Source organism: Halodesulfovibrio marinisediminis DSM 17456 (genome assembly GCF_900129975.1).
Lineage (GTDB): Bacteria > Desulfobacterota > Desulfovibrionia > Desulfovibrionales > Desulfovibrionaceae > Halodesulfovibrio > Halodesulfovibrio marinisediminis.
Window position 1 is genome coordinate 819261 of sequence record NZ_FSRG01000003.1, and the last position, 26390, is coordinate 845650.

A 26390-nucleotide genomic window follows, 5' to 3' on the forward strand; every position below is an offset into this window, starting at 1 on the left:
TCCTTCATACTCCCTATTCAAGTCGGCTGTATTGTTCCACGCCGCATAAAAAGAGCTGTCTGACTTCAGTGACTTAGTTTTTTGACTGAAGCTTATAGACAGAACCTTTTACGAGGGATTAGCCCCTCACATTTTGGGAGAATTGACCATGACAAATCCATTTTCTTCACCATATGAAGGGTATGAAATTCGTCAGCACCTAACAAACAAGAACATTATTGTCGGTCGTCACAGTTATTATTCCGGCTACTATCACGGCAAACACTTTGAGGAAAACGTCCGTTATCTTTCACCAGACAGGGATGATGTAGATAAGCTCATAATCGGTAAGTTTTGTTCAATTGGTTCCGGTGTAGTCTTTATGATGGCTGGTAATCAAGGGCACCGTAATGACTGGCTTAGCACGTATCCTTTTCATTATATGGCAGATTTCTCTGAGGCTCCTGATGGTTATCTCCCAAAGGGGGATACGATTGTCGGCAATGATGTTTGGATAGGAAGCGAAGCTATGATCATGCCTGGAATTACCATTGGTCATGGTGCGATCATTGCGGCTCGTTCGGTAGTAACAAAAAACGTTCCCGAATACACAATCGTTGGTGGAAATCCTGCTAAGTTGATTAGAGAACGATTTAGTGCTGACAAGAAAGAAAAGCTGCTACAAATGGCATGGTGGGATTGGTCTGATGAAACTATTCGGAAGAACCTGCCTCTATTGTGTAGTGAAAATCTGACATATTTTGTTAATCAACCTTAAAGGAAGTAGTTAAAGTAAGACTTTAACTACTTCCAATTTTTCAAATTATATCAGGCTCTTTTGACAGACAAACGGAAAACCATAATCGTTTCTATTAAAAAAGGCTCATGCATATTTCTGCATGAGCCTTTACAAACATATTAGGAGAAAGGAAGGGGCTTATTTCTTGCCGCCACCGTTGCCGCCACCGTTGCCGCCGCCCTTACCACCACCTTTACCGCCACCTTTGCCGCCGCCATTTCCATTGCCATTTCCACCGGCACTGTTGCCGCCGTTACCGCCACCTTTACCGGAGTTACCGGAACTAGCACCACGGGAACCTTTTTTGGATTGGCCAAGGCCTACAGCTTTGCTACCGTTAGCTTTGCCACCTTTTGCACCAGGAGCTGAAGAGTATCCCTTTTTAGTATTACGGGCAGTTGCAACATTTTTGCTTCTTTTCTGTCCGTTAGCTCCAGCATTTTTGCCCATTTTGGCTTTCCCTTTAGCTTTGCCAAGAGCAGCACCCAAAACACTAGGATGAACACCAAGTTCTTTTGCAATTTGACCCCAGCCCATTTCTGCAGCTCGCATAGCCGCAATGTCTGCTGTAGTAACGGAAGTCATAGAAGCCATTGCAGCTTCTGCTTTTGCCTGAGCGTCAGCAAAACCTGCGTCTGCTTGTGCAGCAGCCTCTTTTGCTGCAGCAACTGCAGCTTCTGCTTCGGCAACTGCAGCTTCATCCGCTGCTTCCTGAGCTGCAGCTAAGGCAGCTTCTGCGTCTGCAACAGCCGCTGCAGCAGCAGTTGCGGCAGCTTTCGCATCTTCAGCTTCTGAAATTGCTGCATCTGCTTCTTCATTTGGCTGAGATGCTACAGCAGCAGCTAACGCTTCTGCTTTGGCAGCTTGAGCTGGATTTGAAAAAGAAGGAGCTTGGTCAGTATCGGTGTCTGTACCTTCGTCTGCGCCTTCATCGGTGCCTGTTCCGGCTCCTTCATCTGTACTGGAGTCTGTACCTTCATCTGTACCGGCATCAGTGCCTTCTTCAGCGCCAGCTTCGGTGCCTGTACTGGGAGTAGCGCCAATATCAGATTCGGTACCAGTAGAAGTTGTTGAATCTGTTTCCGCAAAAGAAATAGAAGCAATAGAACACACAAGTAAACAACAGCAAATGCCTAGGACAGCAAATAATTTATTCTTTTTCATAACGACCTCCAGTTACTTTACATGAGTAATAAAGCGTACTGATTCAGGTAGATGTTGTGCTTTTTTACCTGAACCTATTCGTTCCGATTGTCCAAACCAGCTAATAGGTAGCTGCTTTCTTTCAACATCTGGAACATACGTTGTTATATAATTTCTGACAGCAATGGCTCTGGCCTTTGCTAACGATTTATTTCCTTTGACATAAACAACAACATCCACAGAAAGCTTAGGAGAGTTTTTAAGCATTGCTCCTAACAGCTTTAATGACGCTGTTGTTTCTGTTTTTATTTTTGCAGTATCTTTTTCAAACTTAACTGTGACAAAGCTCACTTTTCGTTTGCCAATATAAAAATTTCGCCATGAGTAATCACCAAGCTTGTTAAGACTAGTGACAGCTTTTAATGCAAGGTGGCCGTCGGGATAGTACTTTAAGTACTTCAGTAAGGCTTTGTGCTCTCGTTTGTAGCGCTTCATGCCGTGTAGAGCGGCAGCAGTGTTGTATAGGGCTTCCGGATCGTACTGATCTTTTCGGAGCACTATCTGGTATTGGTCGTACGCTTTTTTCCATTCACGTTTATCCAGGTAGTTATGTCCCAGATATAAATGTGCGTATGTGGCATGCGGGTTTAGTTCAATTGCGCGAAGATATTGTTTACGCTCATTTTTGTAATCCATGACTGACCAGTAGTTAATTCCCAGCCAGAAATGGTAGTCATCGTCGTTAGGCTGAAGTTTTACAGCTTTTTTAAGATGCTTAAGAGCAGCTTCCGGTTTATCTTGTGCCAATAACATGCGCCCAAGATAATAATGTGCCATAGCGTCATTCGGATTTTTTGCTACAGCCTGCTCAAAATCTTTCTGTCCCTGACCATACTTTTCCATTCCCAGATAGTACTGGCCTTTTACTCCAGTACACCCTGCCATTGCGACAACAAGTGTTCCGATCATCAATAGACGGCACACAACGTTAGATACGTTCATCAATCACTCTCAGCGTTTTTAAAGTAGAACAGGAAAAATCGTTCTAACTATCATTTGAACTTTCCTCTGAAACACCCAGTGAACGAGGTTGTAAAGAAAGCTCCCGGGCAAAGTTATGCGGTAAGGTACCCAACTTTACAGCCTGGATCGCTTTGCTCATAAAAACATTCGGGGTTACATCACTCCTGATAACTATTGAAAAAAGTTGTGGAAGCTCTCTCCAGCGCATCAGCACAGCTTCATCTGTCATGACGATGACTGTAAATTCATTTAATTGATGCGATGACACTCCAGACTGACTCAGCAACGCGTATAGTCTGAGCCCCTCAAGCACTATATTAATTTTTTTATCTGCATAGGATGAAACAAAGTTTTCTGCCTGTGTGCGGCTAATCCCCTGAGAAAGAATCTCGCACATCATGCGTAGATCAGTCTCCTGCGGTTCGGCGCCTGTTTTTTGGGATAAGAGTTGCTTGGAAAATTGCATCTCTTCAATCATCCCTTTTATCGCCTTAGAAATACGCGCTCCTGCAACGCCTTTTGCTCTTCCTTCACGAATTTTTTCTTCAAGGATAGATACTGGCATACCTGCTTTTTTGGCATTGATCAGCAAAGATACAAGACAGGTAGCACTGCTTTTATCTATTTTTTTCTCAAGAACTTCCTGCGTCATAAGAAACAAAATATCCTGCTGGATTCCTGCATTCTTTGCACTCTCAATCAATTCTGAAAAAGGAACTTGGACAACTTTTTTTGCTTTCTCAGTAGCCGATGCAAAACTAGGGAGTAATAACAGGGACAACACAATACAGGCAGTTATTGCAGCACGGCCTATGGTTACCTGCTTTTGTGCAATTAACTGGTTATAATTCATGTTGTACTCCACCAACTTGAAGCAGCGAGTTCTTATTGCCGAAGCTGTCCTGTACATAGAAAACAGCCCTTGGGTCAGGCATTGAGGCTTCACCATTTACAAGAAAAACGTACTCATAGTCCCCCGGAGGAAGCTCGTGTTCAAGTACCCATGCTTCTTGTGATTCGTCATAAGACATCTCAAAGCCTCGGCTTTGCCATTTATTAAAAGAGCCAATGACGACTGCTGAGGAAAACTGTTTATCCGGATCATGCAAAGCAAAGGAAACAGGTTTAAGCCCCAGTTTACGGGATGTTGTGTGTACAACATCAACCACTCCACCCTCTTTTTTGTGCGGAGCTTCGTACATAAACGAAACACTGCAAAGAACGACTGCACAGCTGAAAGCTACCTGCAACGGTGAAACAGAAATGGTCATTGGTCTGGTAAAGCGTTTCCATAGGCTATGAGCCAGTTCTGTACATTTGACAGAAAAAGATGCTGGTTCAGTTGCACGTTTTGGCAACTGATTCATGACGTTTTGCAGGAAATCTTCCGGCGGTTCCACGTCATGAAATTCTTCTTCATGAAAAAGGTTGTAAAGCTGTTCTTCTATCTTATTTTTTTTGTTCATCTTTCCCCTCCCACAGCAGCTGAAACGATCTCAATTCCCCTTTTTAAGCGCATCTTTGTTGCGCTTACCCCAATCCCCAGAGAATCTGCAATTTCCTTGACGGATAAATCGTCGCGAAACCGCAGCAGCAGTGTCTCTCGATAAAGAACAGGAAGCTGTTGAACAACCTGCATGATACTGCCGTTAAGAATATGTGTTTCAACTGTTGAATCACTGTGAGTCTGATCCACATTTAATTCATCAGTAAAAGATGATTTCCGTCCATCTTTGCGCCAATAATCGCGTAGCGTGTTAATTGCGATGGCATTAATCCATGAGGAGAACTTATTTTCAGGTGAAAACTGCTCCAGCCGTTCAAAGGCTTTTAGAAAAACATCCTGAGCCAACTCAGCTGCCACGGCCTGTGACTGGATTGAACGAACGAAGATACTGTAAATTTTAGCCTGATACTTTTTTACCAGCAGAGCATATGCCTCTGTGTCTCCATTAAGAACGGAGACAACAACATCCCTATCTGGGACTTTGCTATTTTCCTGACAAATAAAGTTTCGCATCACAAAGTAATACGTTGTTGAGCAGTCTTTGGTCACAAAAAATTTATATTTTTTATTTTAGCAAATATTTCAACATGTAATCTTAACGCAACATTTACTATTCATAGAAAGCTTATCAGCAACTAATAGAGGACAGTTTCTTTTAATCATCTTCTCGTTACATCTTGCTTTTATTGCTGGATTAATCCTTACATGCATCCAAACGTAATGTTACAGATAATGTAACTAGTTTTGGGTAATATATATTTTAGCGCCCTGCTGACGGAGTATTGAGGAAGAAGCACATGCCTATCCGAATAAAAATTCTGTTAATTATATTGCTGACAGCAATCCCCCCTATTTTTTTCTTACGTTTTACGGGCATGGAGTCCATGAACGAGCTTGCGGGGAAAGTTGAGACTCGAACAGAAAAACTGCTTCTTCAAAATATTAGTACATCACTACAGAGAATTGTTCATGATCATGCACGGTTATTGAAAAGGGAAAGTCAGCTTATTAATGCAGCATTAGATATTCTTGCTAATGATGCTGCCTCTGCTATCAGCTCATCACAAGTACCGATACGCAATGTGGAATCTGATGATGAAATGGTTTCTGCAATGCAAGGTAAAGATCATCATGAAGAAATGATGAAGCGCGGAGGGATATGCATATTCTCCCACTCTAAGAGAATAAAAAAAGATCTTTCATTGCTTGTCCCCACTCTTGAAGAATTTGCCAACCGTTACCCGGATTTGATCCTTTGGCAACAGGTTCGACTGTTAGATAACTCTCAATTGTTTTTACCAACAAAAAAGGGAGCATCTGAGCAGCAATGTTTATTTGGAGATATGGCTCCTCCGAGTCTTGAGCATGGGTCCTCGTGGTCAAGACCAATGCATGATCCAATATTTAATAGTTCAATTTTTACGGCATCACAGAATATTTATGTAGATGATAAGGTAATAGGTACAGTAACTATTGCAGTTCCTGTCAGCACACTTCTGCGTGATCCGGGACATCTATCAAAGCTTTCATCTAATGTTACTTCCTATCTTGTTTATGCCACACCAGAGGGTGATGTTCTGACAGTGGCAACGCGAACACCCGGTAAAGAGGAAGGCAGATGGTTTACCTCTCCCAATACCGATATTGATCTAGATGCCGGAACCAGCAAACAGATTTCGCGTAATATTCTGCAGGGAAAAGGAAGTCTGTTGAGTACTTCTATAGATGGTGTTGGGTTCATAATTGTATATGCACCGTTGGGTATAGGTAAAACGGCCTTGCTCATTAGTGTTCCGCGAATCGATGTTGTGCGTGACGCTGCTAAAGAAACGGATGTTATCCGGTCAATTTTTACTCATCAAATGGACACATCACAGCTGTTATTAACTGGAACAGTCTTGCTTTTGGGCATAATGGCAATTGTTTTATCGGGCTCATTAAGTAAGAACATTCACAAACTTGTTTATGCAGTCCGTGAAGTAGGCACAGGAAATTTTTCGGTACGTATAGAAGATGTCGGGAAAGATGAAATCGGGGAGCTTGGAAAAGCAATTAATGAGATGGTGCCATCGCTGGAAGAAAATGTTCATCTAAAAAGCTCTCTCCAGCTGGCAAGTGTTGTGCAGCGTAAGTTGTTACCGCACGCAGCGCCATCTCCTCCCTCATACGACATAGCCGGAGCCAGCTTCTACTGTGCTGAAACAGGCGGTGATTATTATGACTTTATTGACTTTGCCTCGGGAAGCGCCTCTGAACAGGTGATGGCTGTTGGCGATGTGGTCGGTCACGGCGTTCCGGCGGCATTGCTTATGGCTACTGCTCGCGCCTACTTGCGCTCCTGTACTAGAAATGATTTTGCCCTGTCTGAAATAACACGTAAAGCAAACGAACTGGTTGCTTATGACACATTTGGAACCGGTCAGTTTATGACATTATATCTCGCTTCATTAGATACTCTTACAAACACATTAACATGGACACGGGCAGGACATGATGCAGCGATGGTGTATCGTCGTTCAGAATCTCAATTTGTTGAATTTAAAGGAATGGGCGGGACGGCTCTTGGTGTTACAACAGATGTGACCTATCCTGAAAATTCAGAAAAGTTGCTGCCCGGTGATATCGTGGTCATGGCGACTGATGGTATATGGGAAGCCCGGTCACCAGAGGGTACTATGTTTGGAAAAGAGCTTATGAAGACAATCATTCGTGATAACAGCGAGCTTTCTTCTCAGGATCTTATCGATAAACTTTATTCCAGCGCGTTGGATTATGCCCAACAGCCCTCACTGGAAGATGATTTTACATGCATCGTCATTAAGTGCCTTAGTAAAAAATAAATATAATCCCCTCGCAGCGAGTGGCTCTTTGTCTTTCTTTCTTATTATCGGGCACCGTGCCAGAAAACCAAGCTCAACCCATCTAAGTTTTTAAAAAATTTTCAATAAATACTGGATGATTAGTAATGAAGGCTTACAATGAGTCAGTTTCCCCCACGGCTCTATGTATCAACATAGCTTTTATATAACAGCGTAATAGCTGACAGCACTGACTCTCGGAAATGGATGCAATTCAGAATTCTTCATCTGTTACGTAAACCACGGAGAGATCCATGCGTGAATATTTATTGAAATTTTCCCCTGTTATCATCACCGTTGGTATGGCTTTGTGCCCTATGCCTGAAGGGCTTACGCCAGAAGGTTGGTACTTTCTAAGTATATTTATTGGAGTGATAGTCGGGTTGATCATTGAGCCTGTGCCCGCTGCCCTTGTAGGGCTTGTGGGGGTATCTGTAGTTGCTGTTCTTGGTTTGGTTGACTCAAATCCAACAGCTAGTAGAAATTGGGCTCTTTCAGGTTTTTCCAATGGTGTTATCTGGCTCGTATTCTCAGCATTTATGTTTGCTCTTGGGTATAAGAAAACCGGACTTGGAAGACGAATCAGCTTGATCCTCATTAAATATTTAGGACGAAATACCCTTGGAGTTGGCTATGCCATTGCTTTTTCCGATGCATTGCTAGCTCCTTTTATGCCTTCAAATACAGCACGTAGTGCAGGTACAATCTATCCGATCGTTAGTAACATTCCTCTTATGTTCAACTCTACTCCGGATCACGAACCACGAAAGATAGGCTCGTATCTGACATGGGTCGGTATAGCCTCAACATGTGTGACCAGTTCTATGTTCCTGACCGCATTAGCACCAAATTTGCTAGCAGTAGATCTTATTGCACAAAGTAGCGGGGTTCAAATAAGCTGGGGACAATGGGGGAAAATCATGATTCCAGCCATGTTGCCTCTATTTCTCCTTACCCCATGGCTTGCATATGTAATCTATCCGCCTACTCAAAAAAACTCTCCTGAAGCTCCAGCGTGGGCTGCAAAGGAACTTGAAAAATTAGGTTCTGTAAGCCGAAAAGAACTTATGATGCTTGGATACGCTATCCTGGCTCTTTTTCTTTGGATATTTGGCAAAGATCTAGGGATAAACAGCACTATTGCTGCGGTGCTTGTTTTGTCTTTGATGGTCCTTAGTGGCGTAATTTCGTGGGACGACGTTATAAGTAATAAGAGCGCCTGGAACGTATTAGTTTGGTTCGCGACACTCGTTGCGATGGCTTCTGGACTCAATAAAACTGGTGTTCTTCCATGGATTGGCACTCTTTCCGCAGAATACCTTCAGAGCATGCCACCGGCTTCAGTTGCACTATTCCTTGTTCTTATGTTTTTTGTATTCCACTACTTCTTTGCAAGTACCACAGCGCATACGACTGCGCTTATGCCATTGTTTATGGTGACAGCAACCGGTCTGCTTCCAGCTGAAATGATCCCCAAAGTAGCTCTCATGCTGGCAGGCAGCCTTGGGTTGATGGGGATAATTACTCCATATGCGACCGGTCCATCCCCTATTTGGTACGGTTCCGGCTTTATCAGTCAGGCTCGATGGTGGTTCTTAGGTCTTGTCTTTGGCGGCATTTATTTAGGTTCGATGCTCATCCTCACGTTATTTTATGTCTAACCTCTATTTAAAGTAAAACGAAAGGCTTGCAATAAGTTGCAAGCCTTTTTTGTGATGCATTAAGTGTATGTTGCGCATAACCAACGTGTCTTTATTTAAAGCCAATTAAAAAGGTTGTCATAACATCAAGACGCTACTCGCCTTTATCCGTGCAATAAAAGTGATAACTTTTACATAGTTGTATACCTGAACTTCCTCCATAGAGTATAGTAAACAAACATGCGTTCAAATTTTGAAAGACTATATTCACGGGCATACGGAAGGAAGGCACGATGTATTTCATTAAGAGACTCTCCATGCGAAGCAAGATCTTCATAACCTTTCTGCTTCTGATGCTCATTATGCTGGGCGCGATTACCTTTGCATTGCCACACATCAAAGAAACATTTGAAAATTCGTTAAAAACTCAGCTCGTAGCCAACACCAAACTGGCAAGTATTATGGTTGAAAAGCTTCTTGATGAATCCACCGAACAATACCTTCGTGGAATAACTCAAACAAGCTCTACGATCGCACAGTATTACGAAAACAAGCACAAACTTGGTAAACTCACATTAGCTGAGGCTCAGGAACAAGCTCACAAGGCTCTGACTCCCCTTTTAATTGGTGACTCTGTGTATTCATTTGTCATTACGCCAAAGAACATTTCGAACCTTGATCAGATAGTACAGGACTGCCCTGCCCCGAATGATCTTTCTCCTGAATTTTTAAATAAAATGATGAAGCAAAAAGAGGGGCTCTTACGGATAAGGAAAGGAAAAGGTGTATATCCTGAAGATGATATTGCCTATATGACCTATTTTTCCCCATGGAAATGGATTATCGGTGCGGTAATATATGGTGAAGAAAAACACACTCCTATAGAACTTACATATTTTACGAGGACGTTGGCTAATTCTAATCTTAGCCCTGTAGCGGGTAGTTATGTAACCATCTTAAAGTTAGATGGTCTTATTTTATACCATCCGTTTCTCATAGGAAGTAATGCATTAAATTTTATCGACCCTAAGACTAAGAAGTACTTTTTTAAAGAAGTATTCGAAAGAGTAAAAAAAGAAGGGCTTGAGACTCCACGATCGGGTTGGATGAATTATCACTTCATTAAACGGGAAGAAAAATCGACCTTCGGTGATAAATTACTCTACTATATATACGAACCCAAAAACAAATTGGTTGTTGCCACGATAATTAACAAAGATGATTTATTAAGACCGTATCACCGTCTGGTTCAAGATATAGAGGTGATTGCCTCGTTGATGTTGATCATAGTAATTCTTCTTGCCTTTTTCTCATCCAAACATTTGATCGAACGTATCGAAGCACTCAAGGAGGCAGCAAGAAAGCTTTCAAGAAATGAATACGATCTCAATCTTAAAAAAGTTGCTAGTGATGAAATCGGCGAGCTTGAAGAGGCCTTTGATGACGCAGGTAAAAAAATATCTTCACTGACGAAGAGTCAAAAGGAGATGAACGAAAATCTTGAACGGCTTGTCAAAGAAAGAACAGACGCACTTCACGTTGCGTTGCATGATGCTGAATCTGCTACCGAAGCAAAATCGGAATTTCTTGCAAACATGAGTCATGAAATACGGACACCAATTAATGCTATTACTGGAATTGCATATCTTATGGAGCAACAGGAAACATTACCTCAACAAAAGAAATATATTAAAAAAATTGAAATAGCGGCCCAATCTCTTTTGCAAATTATTAATGATATTTTAGATTTTTCTAAGATTGAAGCTCGGAAACTAGAGTTAGAAAAAACGACGTTTTCGCTACATGATGTTATGGAAAAGGTCACTGCAGTTGTGGGTGTAAGTGCCGCTGATAAAAAATTAGAATTTATTATTAGCTATGACCCAGATGTCCCTATGAATTATGTGGGTGATCCATTGCGCCTTGCCCAAATTATTACCAACTTAATGAGCAACGCCATCAAATTTACTGATGAAGGTGAAGTAGGTATTTATGTTTCCAAGGTTAAAAAGGACGTTTTGCGATTTGAGGTTAGGGACACCGGTATTGGTCTAACTAAAGAAGAAATATCAAAACTTTTTAAGTCATTTACTCAAGCAGATACAAGCGTAACACGCAAGTATGGTGGAACTGGACTTGGTCTTGCTATTTCAAAACAGCTTGTTCAGATGATGGGTGGGCTTATATGGGTTCAAAGTGAGAAAGGAAAAGGCTCATCCTTCTTTTTCACAGTTAATCTTAAGGAGCTTTCATCACCAAAAGACGAACAAGTTCTATTTACAAAACAACGCATCCTTATTGTTGATGATAGTCCATCATGGCAGGCATCTCTTTTGAACACTCTTTCTGTATACAACTTTGATGTAGATGTTGTCAGCTCGGGTAAGGAAGCTCTTAAAAAAGTAAAGACAGGGCCTTCGTATGACCTTGTGTTAGTAGATTGGAACCTACCGGACACCAACGGTGCTAATCTTGTAGAAAAACTAGATTCTATCTTACCTTCATCATCCCATTCTATCATTATGGTTTCAGCGTATGATGAAAATTACTGTAGAGAAGAAGGTCAATGCATCACAACTTTTTTACAAAAGCCAATTAATCCTTCAGAGCTATACAACCTGATACTTTCCTACTTTGGTCAGGAAATAACAGAACATGTTGATTCCAATGTTAAAAAAGCCAACCTTAAAGAAGAACTTACGACAAGGAAAGGCAGTCGTGTATTGCTTGTTGAAGATAGTGACCTGAATCGTGACATAATAAAAGAGATGCTCGCCCATAGTGGAATTTTAATTGATGAGGCCCATAATGGATTAGAAGCCGTAGAAATAGTTAAGCTGCATCCGGACAAGTATGAGTTGATCTTGATGGATGTTCAAATGCCTGTAATGGATGGTTATACTGCCACCAAAGAAATTCGTACCTTCAACTCTAACGTGCATATAGTTGCCCTTACAGCCAACGCCATGGCAGCTGATATTGCCCGCTCAAAAGAAGCAGGCATGGATGGTCACCTTAACAAGCCCATAAACATTGAAGAATTTTTTGCTACACTCTTACGCTACCTAACGCCAAAAGTATCGTTACAACCAGAAGAGATGGAAAAAGAGAAACAGCCAGCTCAACAGCCTGTAACATTTAAATTTTCTACTATTGATGCAGAAGCAGGGCTAAAATACATGAATGGCGACCTCGCGCTTTATCACAAAATTTTACGTAACTTTAAGACAAATTACGAAGACGCCCATAACTCTTTGAAACATCTCCTTAAAGAAAATAAGAAAGAGGCAACGCGCTTATTACATACTTTAAAAGGGTTAAGTGCCAGCATCGGTGCAAAAGAACTGCATAGTATTACTAAAGAACTTGAGGTTAGCTTTGACAGTTCTTTACTGACTAGTTTTGATCAAGAGCTTGAAAAGGTACTTAAAGATATTTCAAGCTGCCAAGATATTAAGCAGGAAGAACAGCCCTCAACCACTCTACCACTTCTTGAAGGCAAAACCCGTAAGAATCTCTGGGGGGCATTATACAAAGCTATAAGAACTAAACGCCCCAAAAACATTAAAGGGGTTCTGGATAAATTTACTCCGTATTCTCTGCATGAAAAAGATGCAAAGAAACTAAAAGATATTCAGGTTCTTTTAGATAAATTCAAATACAGTGAGGCACTGAATCTTTTAGGAGATCAAGATGAGTAATGGTGTAAAACAATCTACAATTCTTGTCGTCGACGATTCAGAAACTAACATTGAGATGGTTCTGGCCATCTTGGACAACTATGATGTTATTCCTGCCACTTGTGGCAAAGATGCTTTAGACATTGCCGCTAATGAACATATTGATCTCATTCTGTTGGATATTCTTATGCCGGAAATGAGTGGCTTTGAAGTCTGTAAGAAATTAAAAGAAAATGAAAAAACCAAATTTATTCCAGTAATTTTCCTGACAGCACAAAAAGATGAAGACAGCATTGAAGCCGCTTACCTTATTGGCGGGGTTGATTATGTTACAAAGCCATTTAAGCCGGTAGAATTGTTAGCTCGAGTAAAAGTGCATCTGAAGCTACAAAATCTTATTCAACGTTTACAATTCCTTGCGACTCGAGACAGTTTAACTGGAATTTATAATCGTAGAAAATTCTTTGAATTAGCAGAGCAGATGTTCGCAACCTATGATGAAAATCTTTATGCCATCATGCTTGATATTGATTTCTTTAAAAGAGTTAATGATAACTACGGACATGATGCCGGCGACATTGTTTTGCAAAAAACGACTGAAATTATATCTGGTCTGCTTCCATTAACTTCTGTTTTTGGTCGATTAGGAGGAGAAGAATTTGGTGTTATCCTAACAGCTCCTTCCTATGAAAAAGTTATACACTTACTTGATAAGATTGTTTCCACTTATGCGAATACAGACATTAAAATTGGTCCAAAACAAAAGGTGCGCTGTACAATAAGCTGTGGAATGTCTCCTAAGTACAAATATACTTCCTCCATTGACGAGCTACTCAAAGAAGCAGACGCAGCTCTTTATGAAGCAAAGAAAACAGGTAGAAACAAACGGATTGTACGTGCTGAAAGAAGGTAATAACATTCTAGAATCTATCCTGCTTGCATCGTAACAAAGGACGTGTTCTATGCGATTACCAATTTTTCAAGTTGATGCTTTTACAGATTCCATATTTGGCGGCAATTCTGCTGTTGTGTGTGAACTCCCCCACTGGTTGCCTGATGACGTTATGCAAAAAATTGCAATAGAAAACGCCGTTGCTGAAACGGCATTTTTTCGTGCTGCAGATAACGGATTTGAAATTAGATGGTTCACACCGGAAATAGAAATAGACCTTTGCGGGCATGCAACACTTGCGACAGCACATGTTATTGCCCGTCATCTTCAGCCGTCACTAACTTCCCTGATTTTTTACTCCCAAAGCGGGCAATTGGCAGTTACCGTTGATGGAGAATTGCTGACATTAAACTTTCCCTCCCGTAAACCAATCCCAAGTTCAGCTCCTCAAATAATTCTCGATTCGATTCAGGTTGAACCGATAGAAGTATTAAAATCGAGAGATTATGTTCTTGTCTTTGAAAATGAAAGAACCATCAGAAATATGACTCCAGACCAAAATCTCCTCAACAGTATCAATCTTGGAACTGGCGGCATTGCAGTGACAGCAAAAGGCGATGAAGTGGATTTTGTTTCTCGATTTTTCACTCCTCAGGCCAGCATTTTTGAAGATCCAGTAACAGGGTCTGCACATTGCTCTCTCATTCCATATTGGAGCGAAAAGCTTTCAAAGGATTCAATGATTGCTGTACAGGCATCACCTAGAACAGGAATCCTTTACTGCAAGAACCTTAATGAGCGAGTTTTAATTTCTGGAAAAGCTGTCACTTATCTTGAAGGGCACATTATGATTTAACCCCTTTGGATGGAACCAAATTCCCCACCTCATTCTGCTGCAATCAACTATTAGTCTTTTGATGCAATAAAAAAATCCCGTTTGCTCTTACGGTGTTGGAGCAAACGGGATTTATACATGTTGTTCTTAGTCTAATCTTTCGCCTTTTCTAAAATTGTCTCGTCCCATGTGTAATCTCTGTAATTAATGCGGAATAGAGTAGAATAAAGAACCGGACACAAAATAAGTGTAAGTCCGCTCGCCACAGCTAGTCCTGAAACCATCAATACAGCCATCGGGCGCCACATACCACCACCGGACACGATCAATGGAACAAGCCCCACAATGGTCGTAATTGTGGTCATAATAATTGGTCTGGAACGCTGTAATCCCGATAGAATAAGGGCATTTTGAATATCTATATCCTTACGCGAAAGTACATCTACCCTATCAATAAGCATGATGGCATTGTTAACAATGATCCCCAGAAGGCTAATAAGACCAAGCAACGGCATGAAGCCAAACGGCTGGCCTGTAAGAATCATACCGGGGACAACGCCAATCATCATAGGAGGCAGTGTTAGCAGAATAATTAGCGGCTTACGCACAGAGTTAAACTGTGCAACCAATACCAAAATAAGAAGCCCCATAGCGAGCGGCATATTTGCCATTAATGCAGCCTGCGCTTTCCGGCTCTCTTCATCTTCACCGCCCACCTCAAGCGTGTAGTTTAACGGCCACTCTTCAGACGTCATCAACGTATCCAATTCCGGCTGAATTTCCTGAAGCACGTCCGAGGCATAGCGACCATAGACATCCGCCATAACAGTCATAGTTCGCACTTCATCACGCCGCCGAACGTTTGACGGCTGCCAAATAAAAAAGGCATTAGCGACCTGCGCCAGTGGAACACTTCTTTTTTCTGTATATGAGTACACGTTCATTCCCGGAATCTTATCCGCCTGATCACGGTAGTCATCATCTGAGCGTAAAACTATCGGGATTACCGTGTCTCCATCGCGGAAGTCGGATACGGGCAATTCCGACATCTGCATCTGCATGGATGATGCGATATCCTCACTGGTAAATCCTGCTCGCCGTGCCCTGTCCTGATTAACCTCAATGACAAGTTCTTTCGTCCACTCGCCCCAGTCATCCCAGACAACACTTACTCCCTCTTTGCTTTCTAGAATTTTACCAATCTTTTCACGCAAGTCATAGAGCTGTTCAACGCTGTCTCCGGCTAAACGCAATTCAATTGAGGCACCTGCAGGAGGTCCAAGCATCATTTTCTTTAATCTGAACCGTGTGTCTGGAAAGTTTTCTATTAATTCTTTCTCAGTCTTATCTAAAAAACTGTCCAAATGTTCAAACGAGTCAATATTAACTATCAATGTTGCTAAGTTTTCATTCTGCTGCTCAAGATCCAGCGGTAAGTACCAACGTGGGCCACCAGTACCGACAAATGTAAGAACAGACTCAAACTCGTCCTGTTTCATTAAAAATTGTTCTAATTTCTCATACCGGCGCTGTGTTGCACGAATATCCGTTCCATAAGGTTGCCAAAAATCAACCATAAACTGCCCACGCTCGTTAGGAGGGAAAAAGATATTCGGAACAGATTTAAAGCCCATTACCGCAATGGCGAACCCTCCAAAAACAATTGCTAGCGCGAGCACTCTGTTTTTCAAAGCAAACAGCAATACCTTACGGTACACAGTGTACACCATGCTGGAAAAGCTCTCTTCTGTAAGCTGTGGTTTCAGCAGGTAGTAGCACATCATTGGAACCATGGTCATTGAAAGCATCCATGACGCTGCAAGCGTCAATGAAATAACAACAAACAATGAAACACAGTATTCACCGGCGGCACTTGGAGCGAGTGGGATAGGAAGAAAAGCAAATATTGTTGTCAGACTAGCAGCCAGCAAAGGAAAAGAGAGTTCTTTGGATGTGCTGGCAACAGCCTGCTTTCGATCCATCCCCTGTCCGAGCTTTACTAGAATATTCTCGCTTACAACCACCCCATTATCTACCAGAATCCCTAATGCAATGATCATTGCGGCAATGGAAATTCGCTCAAGCATCACATCAAACATTGGCATGAAGATAAGTGCGGTCAGCATAGCCATAGGCACAAGGGTTCCGCAAATTAGCCCTACCCGAATTCCGGCAAATAGTAGCATGACAAGGATTACAAAACAGAACGCCTGAACAAGATTTATGAGAAAATCAAAGATAGAGGTTTTAACATATTCCGGAGTGTAAATTGCCATTTCTAAATCTAGACCAGCTGGCAATTCAGTATTTATTTCCTCAACAAGTCCGGTAAGATCCTTACCGAGTTTGATAATATTGTTCCCGACCTTCATGCTTACGGCGAGAAGAACTGCAGGCTTTCCATTATAGCGAACCATAATCGTAGGCGGGTCAACAAAACCACGTTTAATATCTGTTATGTCTGACAACGCTACGCTTTCTTTTCCCCCCGGCGCACGGAGAGAAAGGTTGCGGATATCATCAACAGATAAGAACTCTCCAGTTGAACGAATATTAATCCGTTCAGGGTCATCATACACCTGCCCGCTTGGTTTAATAATGTTCTGTGATTGGATGACGGAAGCAAGAGCAAAGGGACTTAACCCGAGTTCAGCAAAGCGTGCATTCGAAAATTCTATAAAAACACGTTCTTCCTGATTTCCCCAAAACTCCACCTTGGAAACGGCCGGAAACCGCAAAACCCTATTGCGGATAATGTCGGCTTCGTCCTTCATTTCACGATAGGTATAGTCATCACTGGTGAGGGCTATAAGAAATCCGAACACATCGCCAAATTCGTCGTTTACAACAGGAGTTGATGCTTCTTCAGGAAGAAGAGGAAGGGCATCATCAACTTTATTTCGAAGCTTTTGCCATATCGGTGCTACGTCTTTTATGCTTTCATAAATATTAACTTCAATGATGGATAAACCTGTAAGAGATTGAGACTCAAGATAATCTATCTCCCCCATCTCACGAATTTTTTCTTCCAGCTTATCTGTGACAAGCTCTTCTACTTTTTGTGGCGAAGCACCAGGAAACGAGGTGGTGACAACAGCAGTACGCACAATAAAGTCAGGATCTTCTTGTCGTGGGATAATGGCGAGCGTAATGACTCCGGCAACAGCTATAAGAACAAACATTACCAGCGACGTTACATTATTACGTAAGCTCCATTCTGTAATATTCATGCTCACCTGTCCCTACTGTTCCTGAATTCGTACTTTTTGGCCTTCCTGAAGACTATGCACGCCCCTGATTACCACTAGTTCTTCTGGATTGAGACCTGAGCTGACAATGATCCCTCCTTCAGCGGGGAGCAGGATTTCTACCTTACGCATATGCACTGTCTTTTCTTCAGGATTAACGACCCATACATACTTATTATCGTTCGGTAGACCAAAGATAGCGGCAGCAGGAACCACCACATGTCTGTATTTTTCAACTTGCTCAAAACTAAACGTTGTCTCTCCGACCATACCCGAACGAATACGCTTATCTTTTGTATCAATGGAGATTGTTACTGGAAATGTTGATGTTTCATTAGAACGAACTCCAACCTCTTTAACTCTTCCATCCAGTTTCATGTCGCGGAAGACATCAAATCGGATTGTAACGGGTTGTCCTAGTTTCACCATTGCAATCAACCTGTCCGGTACTCCTATATCCATTTCGAGAGATCCTCTTGAGTTAAGCGTTGCAACAGGCTCCCCGATTCCAACATTTGTGTGTACTTCGGCAGGGACAGAACTGATTGTTCCGGCTTCCGGTACATACAAGCGAGTGTATGAAAGATTTCGTTCGGCAATAGCAATTCGTTCACGCTGAGCGTCAGCCTTTGCTCGCATAGAATCTAGATACGATGCAGCCAGATCATATTCACTTAGGCTGATAACATCTTGCTTAACGAGCTTCTTTTTCCGGTCATGATCCAGCTTTGCATTTCTAAGTTCCGCAAGAATATCCTGAAGAGAAGCTTTAGCTTCGCGCAGTTCTAAGAGATAGTCCGTAGGATCAAGCTCTGCTACAAGATCTCCTGCCAATACCTTTTGTCCTACATCCACAGGAAGAGAGATAATCATACCACTTACTCGAAATGAAAGGATGGTCTCAAGAACATCCTTGGCGGTACCTGACGTAGACCAGGTTCTGAATTTAAGGATATTCGGAACTCGATACACAATGACCCTTTTTGAAGGGAGCTCTGCTTCTTCCTTAGAGCCACATCCCCAAAACCCTGCTGTGATCATAACCATCAAGAATAAAAAACTTATCTTCAAGCGTGCCTGCATACTTCACCTTCAAGGATTTAAATAATCACCCTTTTCATAGGACAGAAAAATTCGATTATCTAAAAATAACAAAGCACTATATCTGCAACAACTATATCTTCATGCTTACTCTTAGCGTTTTCTTTTAGTCCGGAACGAAATGAAAAAATTATGGTATGATGTCCGCAACATATTTTAAAATCACTGTAAACAGACTGTAGCGTTTCTCTAACCATAAAATCTGTAAAGTACGTTGGGGCGTGTATGGATCCAGTAATTCTATCCGTCACTTTTATTTTCGGTCTTCTTGCAAACCGTGCTGGCCTTCCAGCTCTTACGGGATTCCTTATTGCCGGTTTCATTCTCAACGCAATGGGGTTCACAGCTTCTGAGACTATTCAACAAGTAGGCGATCTAGGCGTCACACTTCTGCTTTTCACCATTGGGCTTAAGCTGAAAATACGTCAGCTACTGCGACCGGAAATATGGGCAGTTGGTTCAATTCATATGCTTGTTACTGTACTTTTTTTGGGCTTTGGAATTCACCTTGTTGCTGCAACCGTCTTAGGGTTTTTTACTGACTTTAGTCTCGAAGTCTCTCTTCTTGTCGCCTTTGCCTTAAGTTTTTCCAGTACTGTATTTGCAGTAAAAATTTTGGAAGAAAACGGTCTTACAGATTCTCTCAATGGTAGAATTGCTATTGGTATTCTAATTATTCAGGACATACTTGCCGTACTATTTATTACTTTTTCAACGGGTAAGATTCCAAGTTTGTGGGCTTTACTTGTAATTGCCCTGCTTCCGGTAGCAAGAATTGTTTTCAGATATATCCTCGACCATACAGGACACGGGGAGTTACAGGTGCTTTTCGGCATGGCTCTCGCCCTTGCAATCGGTGCAGGCTCATTTGAGTTGGTGGGATTAAAAGCAGACCTAGGTGCATTGATTATGGGCATGCTCCTCGCCACGCACCCAAAAGCAGAGGAACTTGCTGACTCTCTGCTGAGCATTAAAGATTTTATGCTGCTAGGATTTTTCCTAAGCATTGGACTTCGAGGATTCCCAGACATGGCAACACTTGGTATTGCTGCCCTGTTTGTGTTGTTTATTCCGCTTAAGAGTGCCTTATTCTTCTTTTTGTTTACACGTTTCAACCTCAGCGCCCGAACCTCTTTTATCACTGCAGTGAACCTTACCAACTATAGCGAATTCGGACTCATTGTTGGTGCCATAGGGGTTTCGAACGGCTGGCTCGACAGCAGTTGGCTTGTAGTGCTTGCGATTGCTTTATCTCTGTCTTTCATTGTTGCTTCACCATTGAATGTGCAGGTTGAAGAATTGTTTGAAAGATGGAGATACAGACTTACCCAATTTGAAACAGAGAAATCGCATCCTGACGAGGAACATATTACACTGACAGTCCCTTGGCAGGTAGTAATTGTCGGCATGGGACGTGTAGGCACGCAAACATATGATGCCCTCCGAAAACGATTCGGTAATGTCATACTCGGGGTAGATTCTGATCAGGATAAAGTGAAACAGCATAATCTTGATGGACGCGAAGTCATATATGCAGATGTCTCTGATGGTGACTTCTGGCGACGCCTTGTACCCATAAAAACTGTACAGATGGGGGTACTCACTATTCCAGATCTTGACGCAAAATTATACGCGATGACTATGGCGAAAGAAAAAGGCGTAAAGAGTAAAATCGTTGCAATTACAGAATATGACGACGAGATTGAACCTCTATTGAGAGGAGGAGCGGACTATGCTTTCAATATTTATGATGAAATCGGTATTGGACTTGCCTGTGAGATACGGCACTGTCTAAATGAATCCAATATTCTTATTGAAAAGCTGGATGAAATAACGGGAGTTGGGTCAATGAAACCTACTCCACCAAAGCACCCAAGCTAGGGAATGAATGACGTAAATTTATAACAAAGGAAAGGCTTACCCTGCTGACTCAGTAAATAAAAACCCGAGGTTCTACTACGAAAGAACCTCGGGTACTTTTAATTTAAGCCTATATGATCAAACAACTATGATGTGGTGTTTGCATGGAGACGCAACTCTTCAGTAACCGTTGTAATTTGGTTTGTTGTTTCTCCTAGATTTGTAATCACTTGTGTTGCGCCTTCTACCTCTTCTCCTGAAGCGGCTACTATTTTTTCCATCTGTGTTAACGCTATGGATACTTGTGTATATTCGTTCTCTTGCCTGTCTGCAACTTCAGAAATCTGCAATGAACGATCATATGTTGTTTCTGCGCCGATAGCTATTTGTTTAAAACGTTCACCGGATTCTTCTGCAAGTTTGGCTGTATCTGTAATGTCCTGCGCAATACTGTTCATAGACTGTGTATTCATCTGGGTCGCCTGTTGAATACCAGAGATTGTACCGCCTACTTTTCTAGTAGCTTCCATTGTCTTTTCAGCCAGCTTACGCACCTCATCTGCAACTACTGCAAAGCCTTTACCTGCTTCGCCAGCACGAGCAGCTTCAATTGCAGCGTTAAGAGCAAGCAGGTTTGTCTGGTCTGCTATATCAGAAATAACCACCATAACCTGGTTAATAGATTCTGCCTGACGGTCAAGCTGACTCATTTGCTCCTGAAGCAGGTTCGCTTTTTTATGTACATCTTTAATAGAAGAAAGAGACATTTCAATCATTTGAGAACCTTCACGGACAGTCTCAAGCTCATTTTTGCCCTGTGACATTGCCTGATTAGCAAGCTCTTTAATAAGGATAGCAGCTTGGTGCAGGTTCTCCATTGCGTGATCAACTTCACTCATCTGATTAACTTGGTCAAAGGACTTTTCACCAACTGTACTCATGTGACCAGCAAGGGTCTCCATCATTGATTTACTCTCTACAGCGGCCTGTTCAAGCATGTGGGCTGTACGCAGAATTTCATCATAGGATGTCTGAAGGTCATGTCTGTTTTTCTCTGCTTCTTTATGAGCACTTGCTGCGGCCTGAGCTTTTTCTTTTGCTTCAAGGCTGGCTTTGTGCAAATCATTGTGACCGGTTACAAGTTCTTTAGACATAACATTCATTGCTACTGCCAATTCTGAAAGCTCGTCTGTACCGTCTGTGGAGATTTGTAAATCGAGCTGGCCAGCTGCAATATCCTTTGCCCCTTGTGTAACAGAAGTTAGCGGCCTAAGGATACTACGGATAATAAATAGGCAGAGAAACAGTATACCTGCTAAGAAAACACCAAAAAGGCTTGCAACAAAAATAATTCTAGGACGAGCTATGCTCATGAGATTTGTTTTAAATTCTGCCTGATTCTTTCGAATATTAGACAAATAGACACCAGTACCAATCCAGATATCTGTTCCATCAATGAACTGAGCTGAACCAATCTTTGGCTGTAAGCCTTCTCCCGGTTTTTCCCAATCAAATTCAGTAATTCCGCCTCCAGAATTAGCCAGGGTAAATAATTCCTGAATAATATATGTATCGTCAGGCCCTTTAAGCTGGTTAAGGTTTTTACCAATAAGAGACTGGTTAGCACCATGTGCTACACATGTAGTACCTTTATAAGCGTAAAAGTATCCTGACTTATCTTTTTCAAAACGGATTTTGGTAAATGCGTTTTGAATAATTTTCTGCTGTTCTACCGGATCCGATACATTTTCGAGCGAGGCGGCAAGTGCACTTGCAAGAATATTAGTTGCAGCAGTAATTTTATCCTTTTCCTGAATGGTCATTCTTTTGTTAACTTCCAACGAGCTCGTTTCCATGAGCATATTGGATGCTTGCCAATACTCTACGAGCAGTCCACCAAGCGAAAGCAGAAGTAAGGCAAAAAGCAGCTGAATTCTCGTAGCGATTTTGATTTTTCGTAGCATGATAGTTTCACTTGTATATTCTGTTAAAGATTGACCAATTGGTTTGAGAAGCATGACTTTATAACGGCTTGCCGACACAAACATTCGACAATCGTTGTATTTACAGCACGATAAAAAACGTTTCACTTCACATATGTCGTATCAAAAAATTCGACATAAAAAATGACCTCATAATTAATATGAGGCCATTCCTACCTGCATTCATAATGAGTCATTGTAGTTAACAGAGTAAATTCTGAAAAAAACGACCCAAATGTTTGATTTATTTTAACTTTAAAAATAGAAAAATACGGATAAGTATGCTTTGTACATGTGCAGGAAGTAGAAAATGGACCGGTTCACTACGACCTACAGCAAATAAAAATATACTCACATCCCTAGTGCCAACTTACAGCAGCTTAAGAGAATTAGGCAATGATCATGACATTTATCGACAATAATTTTGTAATGTTTAGGCTATTCTTTCCATATTCAAACTTTTTTAGTTTTAGTTCCTACAATATGGACTGTCCTTAAAAAAGGCACAGCATCACCGCAAGAGGTGACGTTGTGCCAATAATAAGCTCTAAATCAATTAGTTGAGTAGCAAAAAGTTATTTTGTGTACCCGCAATCCAGTATTTCGTATTTACTGGAAAAAAATGGTGAAGAAATAAGAAAATCTGCTGACGACCGGTTACTTGCGGTTGGAATATTATAAAGAACAGCAAGACGAAGCAGCGCCTTAACATCTACATCGTGAGGCTGAGGCTCCATCGGGTCCCAAAAGAAGATGAGTACATCAATTTTACCATCTGCAATTAATCCACCTAATTGCTGGTCTCCACCAAGTGGTCCAGATTTCATTTTATGTACGCCCTTAAAATGTACTCCTTCTACATCAGTACATTTTTCTTGAAGCAACTTCTCAACTAGACTGCCGGTTGTTCCAGTAGCAAACAAATTATGGTGAAGTAACACTTCATGATGGGGTTCTACAAACTCAAGCATCGTTTTTTTGCAGTTATCGTGAGCGACAATGGCGATATTCTTGATGAGTTCCATAAGCCCTCAGTCCTCTTCTGTTATATGATAGTAAATTTATGTCACTGTAATTAACATGGTAGCACTGCTCTTTTTTGACAACAACACAATATGCATAGAATGTTACGTTATGGTTAACAAAATGCAGACAACGTGTGTCACAACAACATGAGTATAAAAATTATAGGGGGATCACCCTTTTTCTTTATGACTCTTTGTACCTTCCATGGAAAGCCATACTAATGTAGTGCAGGTAACTACTTTATTAAAAAAAGGATAATCATTATTCCTTAAATCTTATCAAGAAAACGCCTTTCACTCTAACACTGCGTTATGCTTTTATCTTTTTTGCGCTCCTCGCTGAAAGAGAAAATCCCTCTTCCATTATCCACTATCAAGCAATAGTTTTTGCCCCCTCTATCAGATAATCTTTACCGTATTGCGGACTGTAGCGGACAAGAGATGGAGGATGCATGAACCGAAAATCAAGATTACGTGATTCTGTTCTGACAATCGCTGGAATTCTCTTAATCCTGTTTGCTGCTCGCGTAGCTCAAGGCCTTGTAATACCCTTTCTTTTATCTATTTTCATCTCCATCATCATAACAGTGCCTGTCGGTTGGTTAAAGCGATGTGGTTTCTCCAATCTTTTTGCTGTTGGAATTGTAGTGCTGATCACACTTTTTTTTGAAGTTGGGATTGCCTTGTTTTTAGGAAAATCAGCATCGCAATTCAGCAGGTCAATTCCAGAGTATCAAGCACAGCTTGCAGGTCTTATGGGAAAAGTAGACCTCTGGCTTTTAAAGCATAATATTGAATTGCCTGAATCAAGCCTTTCTGAAGTAATAAATCCCAATGTGGTCCTCGGATTTGCAAACTCGTTCATCTCCGGACTTGGAAAGGTGTTGAGTAATGTCGCACTGATTATGTTCACAGTTTTCTTCATGCTGCTTGAAGGACACAGGCTCCCCCAAAAAATCCACGCCATTGATCACGCTCAGGAAGGCGAACTGCTCAAAAAATGTACATTTATTCTTGAAAGTACAAAGCAGTACATTTCCATAAAAGCACTCACAAGCTTAATAACAGGCGTTTTCATCACTATCGGCCTAACTCTGATCGGGCTCAATTTTGCCTCGTTATGGGGCTTCCTGGCTTTTATACTGAATTTTATTCCTACCATTGGCTCTATACTCGCTGCCGCTCCTGCAGTGCTTATGTCCTGTCTGCAACTTGGGTTAATGGAGACATTAAGCGTTTTAGCCCTCTACCTGGCAGTGAATATAGTTATCGGAAATATAGTTGAACCTGCGGTTATGGGGCACAAAGTGGGATTGTCTACATTAGCTGTCTTTTTGTCGTTGGTTTTCTGGGGGTGGTTGCTCGGTCCAGCCGGCATGCTGTTATCGGTTCCGCTGACTATGCTGATTAAATACGGTGCGGAAGCAAATCCTCAAACACGCTGGCTGGCGGTATTGCTAGGCCCTGCTCCTCCGCAGGAAGAGACAATAGAAGAATAACCTGATCGTTGATCAGCGAAAAAGGAATATCAACAATGACACATGAAGAATTACAACACGAAATAGAGTACCTGCGGACACAGTTGGCCATTTGTGAATCAAAAAAAAGTGCAACAGAAAAAGCAAGCCTTTCCCCGAAGGCTTCGGAAGCTTCTGAGTATGAGCAAAAGCAAAAAGCAATGGGTAAAGAGAAATCACAATTGCTGGAAGCAGAAGAAATTGTTCAGGCTGTTGCCGATGTTGCAGTGACAGCAGGCAGGGAAATTCGAAAGGCTAACCCAGTAACACTTGTCGCAACATTTGCCCTTGGATTTTTGATTGGACGTGTATTTTCAAAATAGGAACAGCTATGAATGATTCAATGAATAAAATACAAATTCTTCTAAGGTCAGAAGTTGCCTTGTTCCGCTTGCAAACACGTCGCATGGCTAGAGAAGCTGCTTTTAAAATTGCAGCGTTAATCCTTGCTCTACTGGCACTGGGGATGTTTACGTTTGCTGTATATCTAGGACTGTCCAAGTTGTACGGCTCAACAATCGCAGCACTGCTGGTTGCACTAATTGATGGGCTGCTTGCATTGCTGCTTCTGTTGATATCACAACAGATCAAAAGCAATACCGAGCAGGAAAAGGTAATTAAAGAGGTTCGGGATATTGCCTGCAAAGGCCTGAATGCCGATTTTGAAAAAGTTAAGGCTGAAGTAGGTGAAGTAACAAGTGATGTCAGGCGGATTCATGATAATGTGGCGGGTATCTTAGCTGGTTCTACCTCGTTGATTACCAGCATTACCCCTGTTCTTGGTCTCTTTGCTGCTGCAGTCAAAAAAAGTCGGGAAAAAGGAGCGTCATAACTCAACTCCATAGTTAGTAGATTTAGTGACCGGTTGTGCTTGATTGAAGCATAAGTTTCTATATAGCAGCAGAACAAAATTTTTATGCTCCCTCAAGTTGAGGGAGCATAATCTCGTAGAGATAAAAAAAATTACAGCATCTTACGTATTTTTTCATAGCCAGCTTTTAGTTCATCAGCAGCAACGCCAAGAGCTGCTCCTGTTTTTTCCGCTGTTATTCCTGCTTCTTTTACCATGGGCTTATATTTGGCAACAAAGAGATCCAATTCCTTTTCAAGTCTATCCGCCTCTTCCTTTACTTCTGCTTTTCCCAAATGAGCTTTAAGGGCAACTTCATCACGCAGTTGTTCAAGTTGAGCTTTTTTCTCTTCAAACAATTTTTTTAGATCTTCCATAATTCTCTCCTTACCATCCTCAAGTTGTATGCTGTTACCGACACATAGCCTTGTGGCACTGCAGCAAAAGGGAA

General features: G+C 41.7%; 20 protein-coding genes. 10 read left to right on the forward strand and 10 right to left on the reverse strand.

Annotation, left to right across the window (positions count from 1 at the left end; translation table 11 throughout):
• Nucleotides 1-148 precede the first annotated feature (148 nt).
• Nucleotides 149-757 (forward strand): CatB-related O-acetyltransferase, encoded by a 609-nt coding sequence (locus BUR09_RS03950; RefSeq protein WP_074215631.1) that lies wholly within the window; start codon nt 149-151, stop codon nt 755-757.
• Between the two features lie 159 nt (nt 758-916).
• Here the strand turns inward: BUR09_RS03950 and BUR09_RS03955 are convergent, their stop codons facing one another.
• The 5 genes from BUR09_RS03955 to BUR09_RS03975 are packed head-to-tail and all read right to left on the reverse strand — an operon-like array spanning nt 917 to nt 4964.
• Nucleotides 917-1942, reverse strand: a complete 1026-nt coding sequence (locus BUR09_RS03955) for a hypothetical protein (RefSeq protein WP_074215632.1) — start codon at nt 1940-1942, stop codon at nt 917-919.
• 12 nt (nt 1943-1954) lie between these two features.
• On the reverse strand, nt 1955-2923 hold the full coding sequence (locus tag BUR09_RS03960; RefSeq protein WP_074215633.1) for a tetratricopeptide repeat protein: 969 nt from the start codon (nt 2921-2923) through the stop codon (nt 1955-1957).
• Nucleotides 2924-2966: 43 nt separating this feature from the next.
• Nucleotides 2967-3854, reverse strand: a complete 888-nt coding sequence (locus BUR09_RS03965; RefSeq protein ID WP_175565981.1) for a hypothetical protein — start codon at nt 3852-3854, stop codon at nt 2967-2969.
• Nucleotides 3787-4410, reverse strand: a complete 624-nt coding sequence (locus BUR09_RS03970) for a glycogen-binding domain-containing protein (RefSeq protein WP_074215635.1) — start codon at nt 4408-4410, stop codon at nt 3787-3789. Before BUR09_RS03970 ends, BUR09_RS03965 begins: the two co-directional genes overlap by 68 nt.
• A complete protein-coding gene (locus BUR09_RS03975; protein WP_074215636.1) occupies nt 4407-4964 on the reverse strand; it encodes an RNA polymerase sigma factor in 558 nt (185 codons plus the stop codon). Before BUR09_RS03975 ends, BUR09_RS03970 begins: the two co-directional genes overlap by 4 nt.
• Before the next feature lie 284 nt (nt 4965-5248).
• On the opposite strand from BUR09_RS03975, the gene BUR09_RS03980 reads away from it, so the two are divergent.
• From BUR09_RS03980 to BUR09_RS04000, 5 genes are all read left to right on the forward strand, one after another.
• Entirely contained in the window at nt 5249-7291 is a 2043-nt protein-coding gene (locus BUR09_RS03980; RefSeq protein ID WP_074215637.1) for a PP2C family protein-serine/threonine phosphatase, read from the forward strand.
• A gap of 272 nt (nt 7292-7563) precedes the next feature.
• Nucleotides 7564-8970, forward strand: coding sequence for a DASS family sodium-coupled anion symporter (locus BUR09_RS03985; RefSeq protein ID WP_074215638.1), 1407 nt, complete (start codon nt 7564-7566; stop codon nt 8968-8970).
• 296 nt (nt 8971-9266) lie between these two features.
• Nucleotides 9267-12650: a response regulator gene (locus tag BUR09_RS03990; protein ID WP_175565982.1), complete on the forward strand. Its 3384-nt coding sequence runs from the start codon at nt 9267-9269 to the stop codon at nt 12648-12650.
• Complete coding sequence (locus BUR09_RS03995) at nt 12643-13542, forward strand: diguanylate cyclase (RefSeq protein WP_074215640.1); 900 nt, start codon at nt 12643-12645, stop codon at nt 13540-13542. Before BUR09_RS03990 ends, BUR09_RS03995 begins: the two co-directional genes overlap by 8 nt.
• A 49-nt stretch (nt 13543-13591) precedes the next feature.
• Nucleotides 13592-14377: a PhzF family phenazine biosynthesis protein gene (locus tag BUR09_RS04000; protein WP_074215641.1), complete on the forward strand. Its 786-nt coding sequence runs from the start codon at nt 13592-13594 to the stop codon at nt 14375-14377.
• Nucleotides 14378-14508: 131 nt separating this feature from the next.
• Here the strand turns inward: BUR09_RS04000 and BUR09_RS04005 are convergent, their stop codons facing one another.
• Nucleotides 14509-17586: an efflux RND transporter permease subunit gene (locus BUR09_RS04005; protein ID WP_074215642.1), complete on the reverse strand. Its 3078-nt coding sequence runs from the start codon at nt 17584-17586 to the stop codon at nt 14509-14511.
• Nucleotides 17587-17598: 12 nt separating this feature from the next.
• Nucleotides 17599-18687, reverse strand: a complete 1089-nt coding sequence (locus BUR09_RS04010; protein WP_074215643.1) for an efflux RND transporter periplasmic adaptor subunit — start codon at nt 18685-18687, stop codon at nt 17599-17601.
• A gap of 243 nt (nt 18688-18930) precedes the next feature.
• Between BUR09_RS04010 and BUR09_RS04015 the strand changes: the two genes are divergently transcribed.
• Nucleotides 18931-20586 (forward strand): cation:proton antiporter family protein, encoded by a 1656-nt coding sequence (locus BUR09_RS04015; RefSeq protein WP_074215644.1) that lies wholly within the window; start codon nt 18931-18933, stop codon nt 20584-20586.
• Nucleotides 20587-20711: 125 nt separating this feature from the next.
• Here BUR09_RS04015 and BUR09_RS04020 read toward each other — a convergent pair whose 3' ends face one another.
• Both BUR09_RS04020 and BUR09_RS04025 read right to left on the reverse strand, forming a co-directional pair.
• The gene (locus BUR09_RS04020) at nt 20712-22529 is read right to left on the reverse strand and encodes a methyl-accepting chemotaxis protein (protein WP_175565983.1); all 1818 of its coding nucleotides are present in this window, start codon (nt 22527-22529) and stop codon (nt 20712-20714) included.
• 593 nt (nt 22530-23122) lie between these two features.
• Entirely contained in the window at nt 23123-23572 is a 450-nt protein-coding gene (locus BUR09_RS04025; protein ID WP_074215646.1) for a methylglyoxal synthase, read from the reverse strand.
• A gap of 452 nt (nt 23573-24024) precedes the next feature.
• On the opposite strand from BUR09_RS04025, the gene BUR09_RS04030 reads away from it, so the two are divergent.
• Genes BUR09_RS04030 through BUR09_RS04040 form a run of 3 tightly spaced genes read left to right on the forward strand, consistent with a single transcriptional unit; the run spans nt 24025 to nt 25921 of the window.
• Complete coding sequence (locus BUR09_RS04030; RefSeq protein WP_074215647.1) at nt 24025-25071, forward strand: AI-2E family transporter; 1047 nt, start codon at nt 24025-24027, stop codon at nt 25069-25071.
• Between the two features lie 35 nt (nt 25072-25106).
• On the forward strand, nt 25107-25412 hold the full coding sequence (locus BUR09_RS04035) for a hypothetical protein (protein WP_074215648.1): 306 nt from the start codon (nt 25107-25109) through the stop codon (nt 25410-25412).
• A gap of 8 nt (nt 25413-25420) precedes the next feature.
• Nucleotides 25421-25921, forward strand: coding sequence for a phage holin family protein (locus BUR09_RS04040; RefSeq protein WP_074215649.1), 501 nt, complete (start codon nt 25421-25423; stop codon nt 25919-25921).
• 131 nt (nt 25922-26052) lie between these two features.
• Here the strand turns inward: BUR09_RS04040 and BUR09_RS04045 are convergent, their stop codons facing one another.
• Nucleotides 26053-26316, reverse strand: coding sequence for a hypothetical protein (locus BUR09_RS04045; RefSeq protein ID WP_074215650.1), 264 nt, complete (start codon nt 26314-26316; stop codon nt 26053-26055).
• Nucleotides 26317-26390 lie beyond the last annotated feature (74 nt).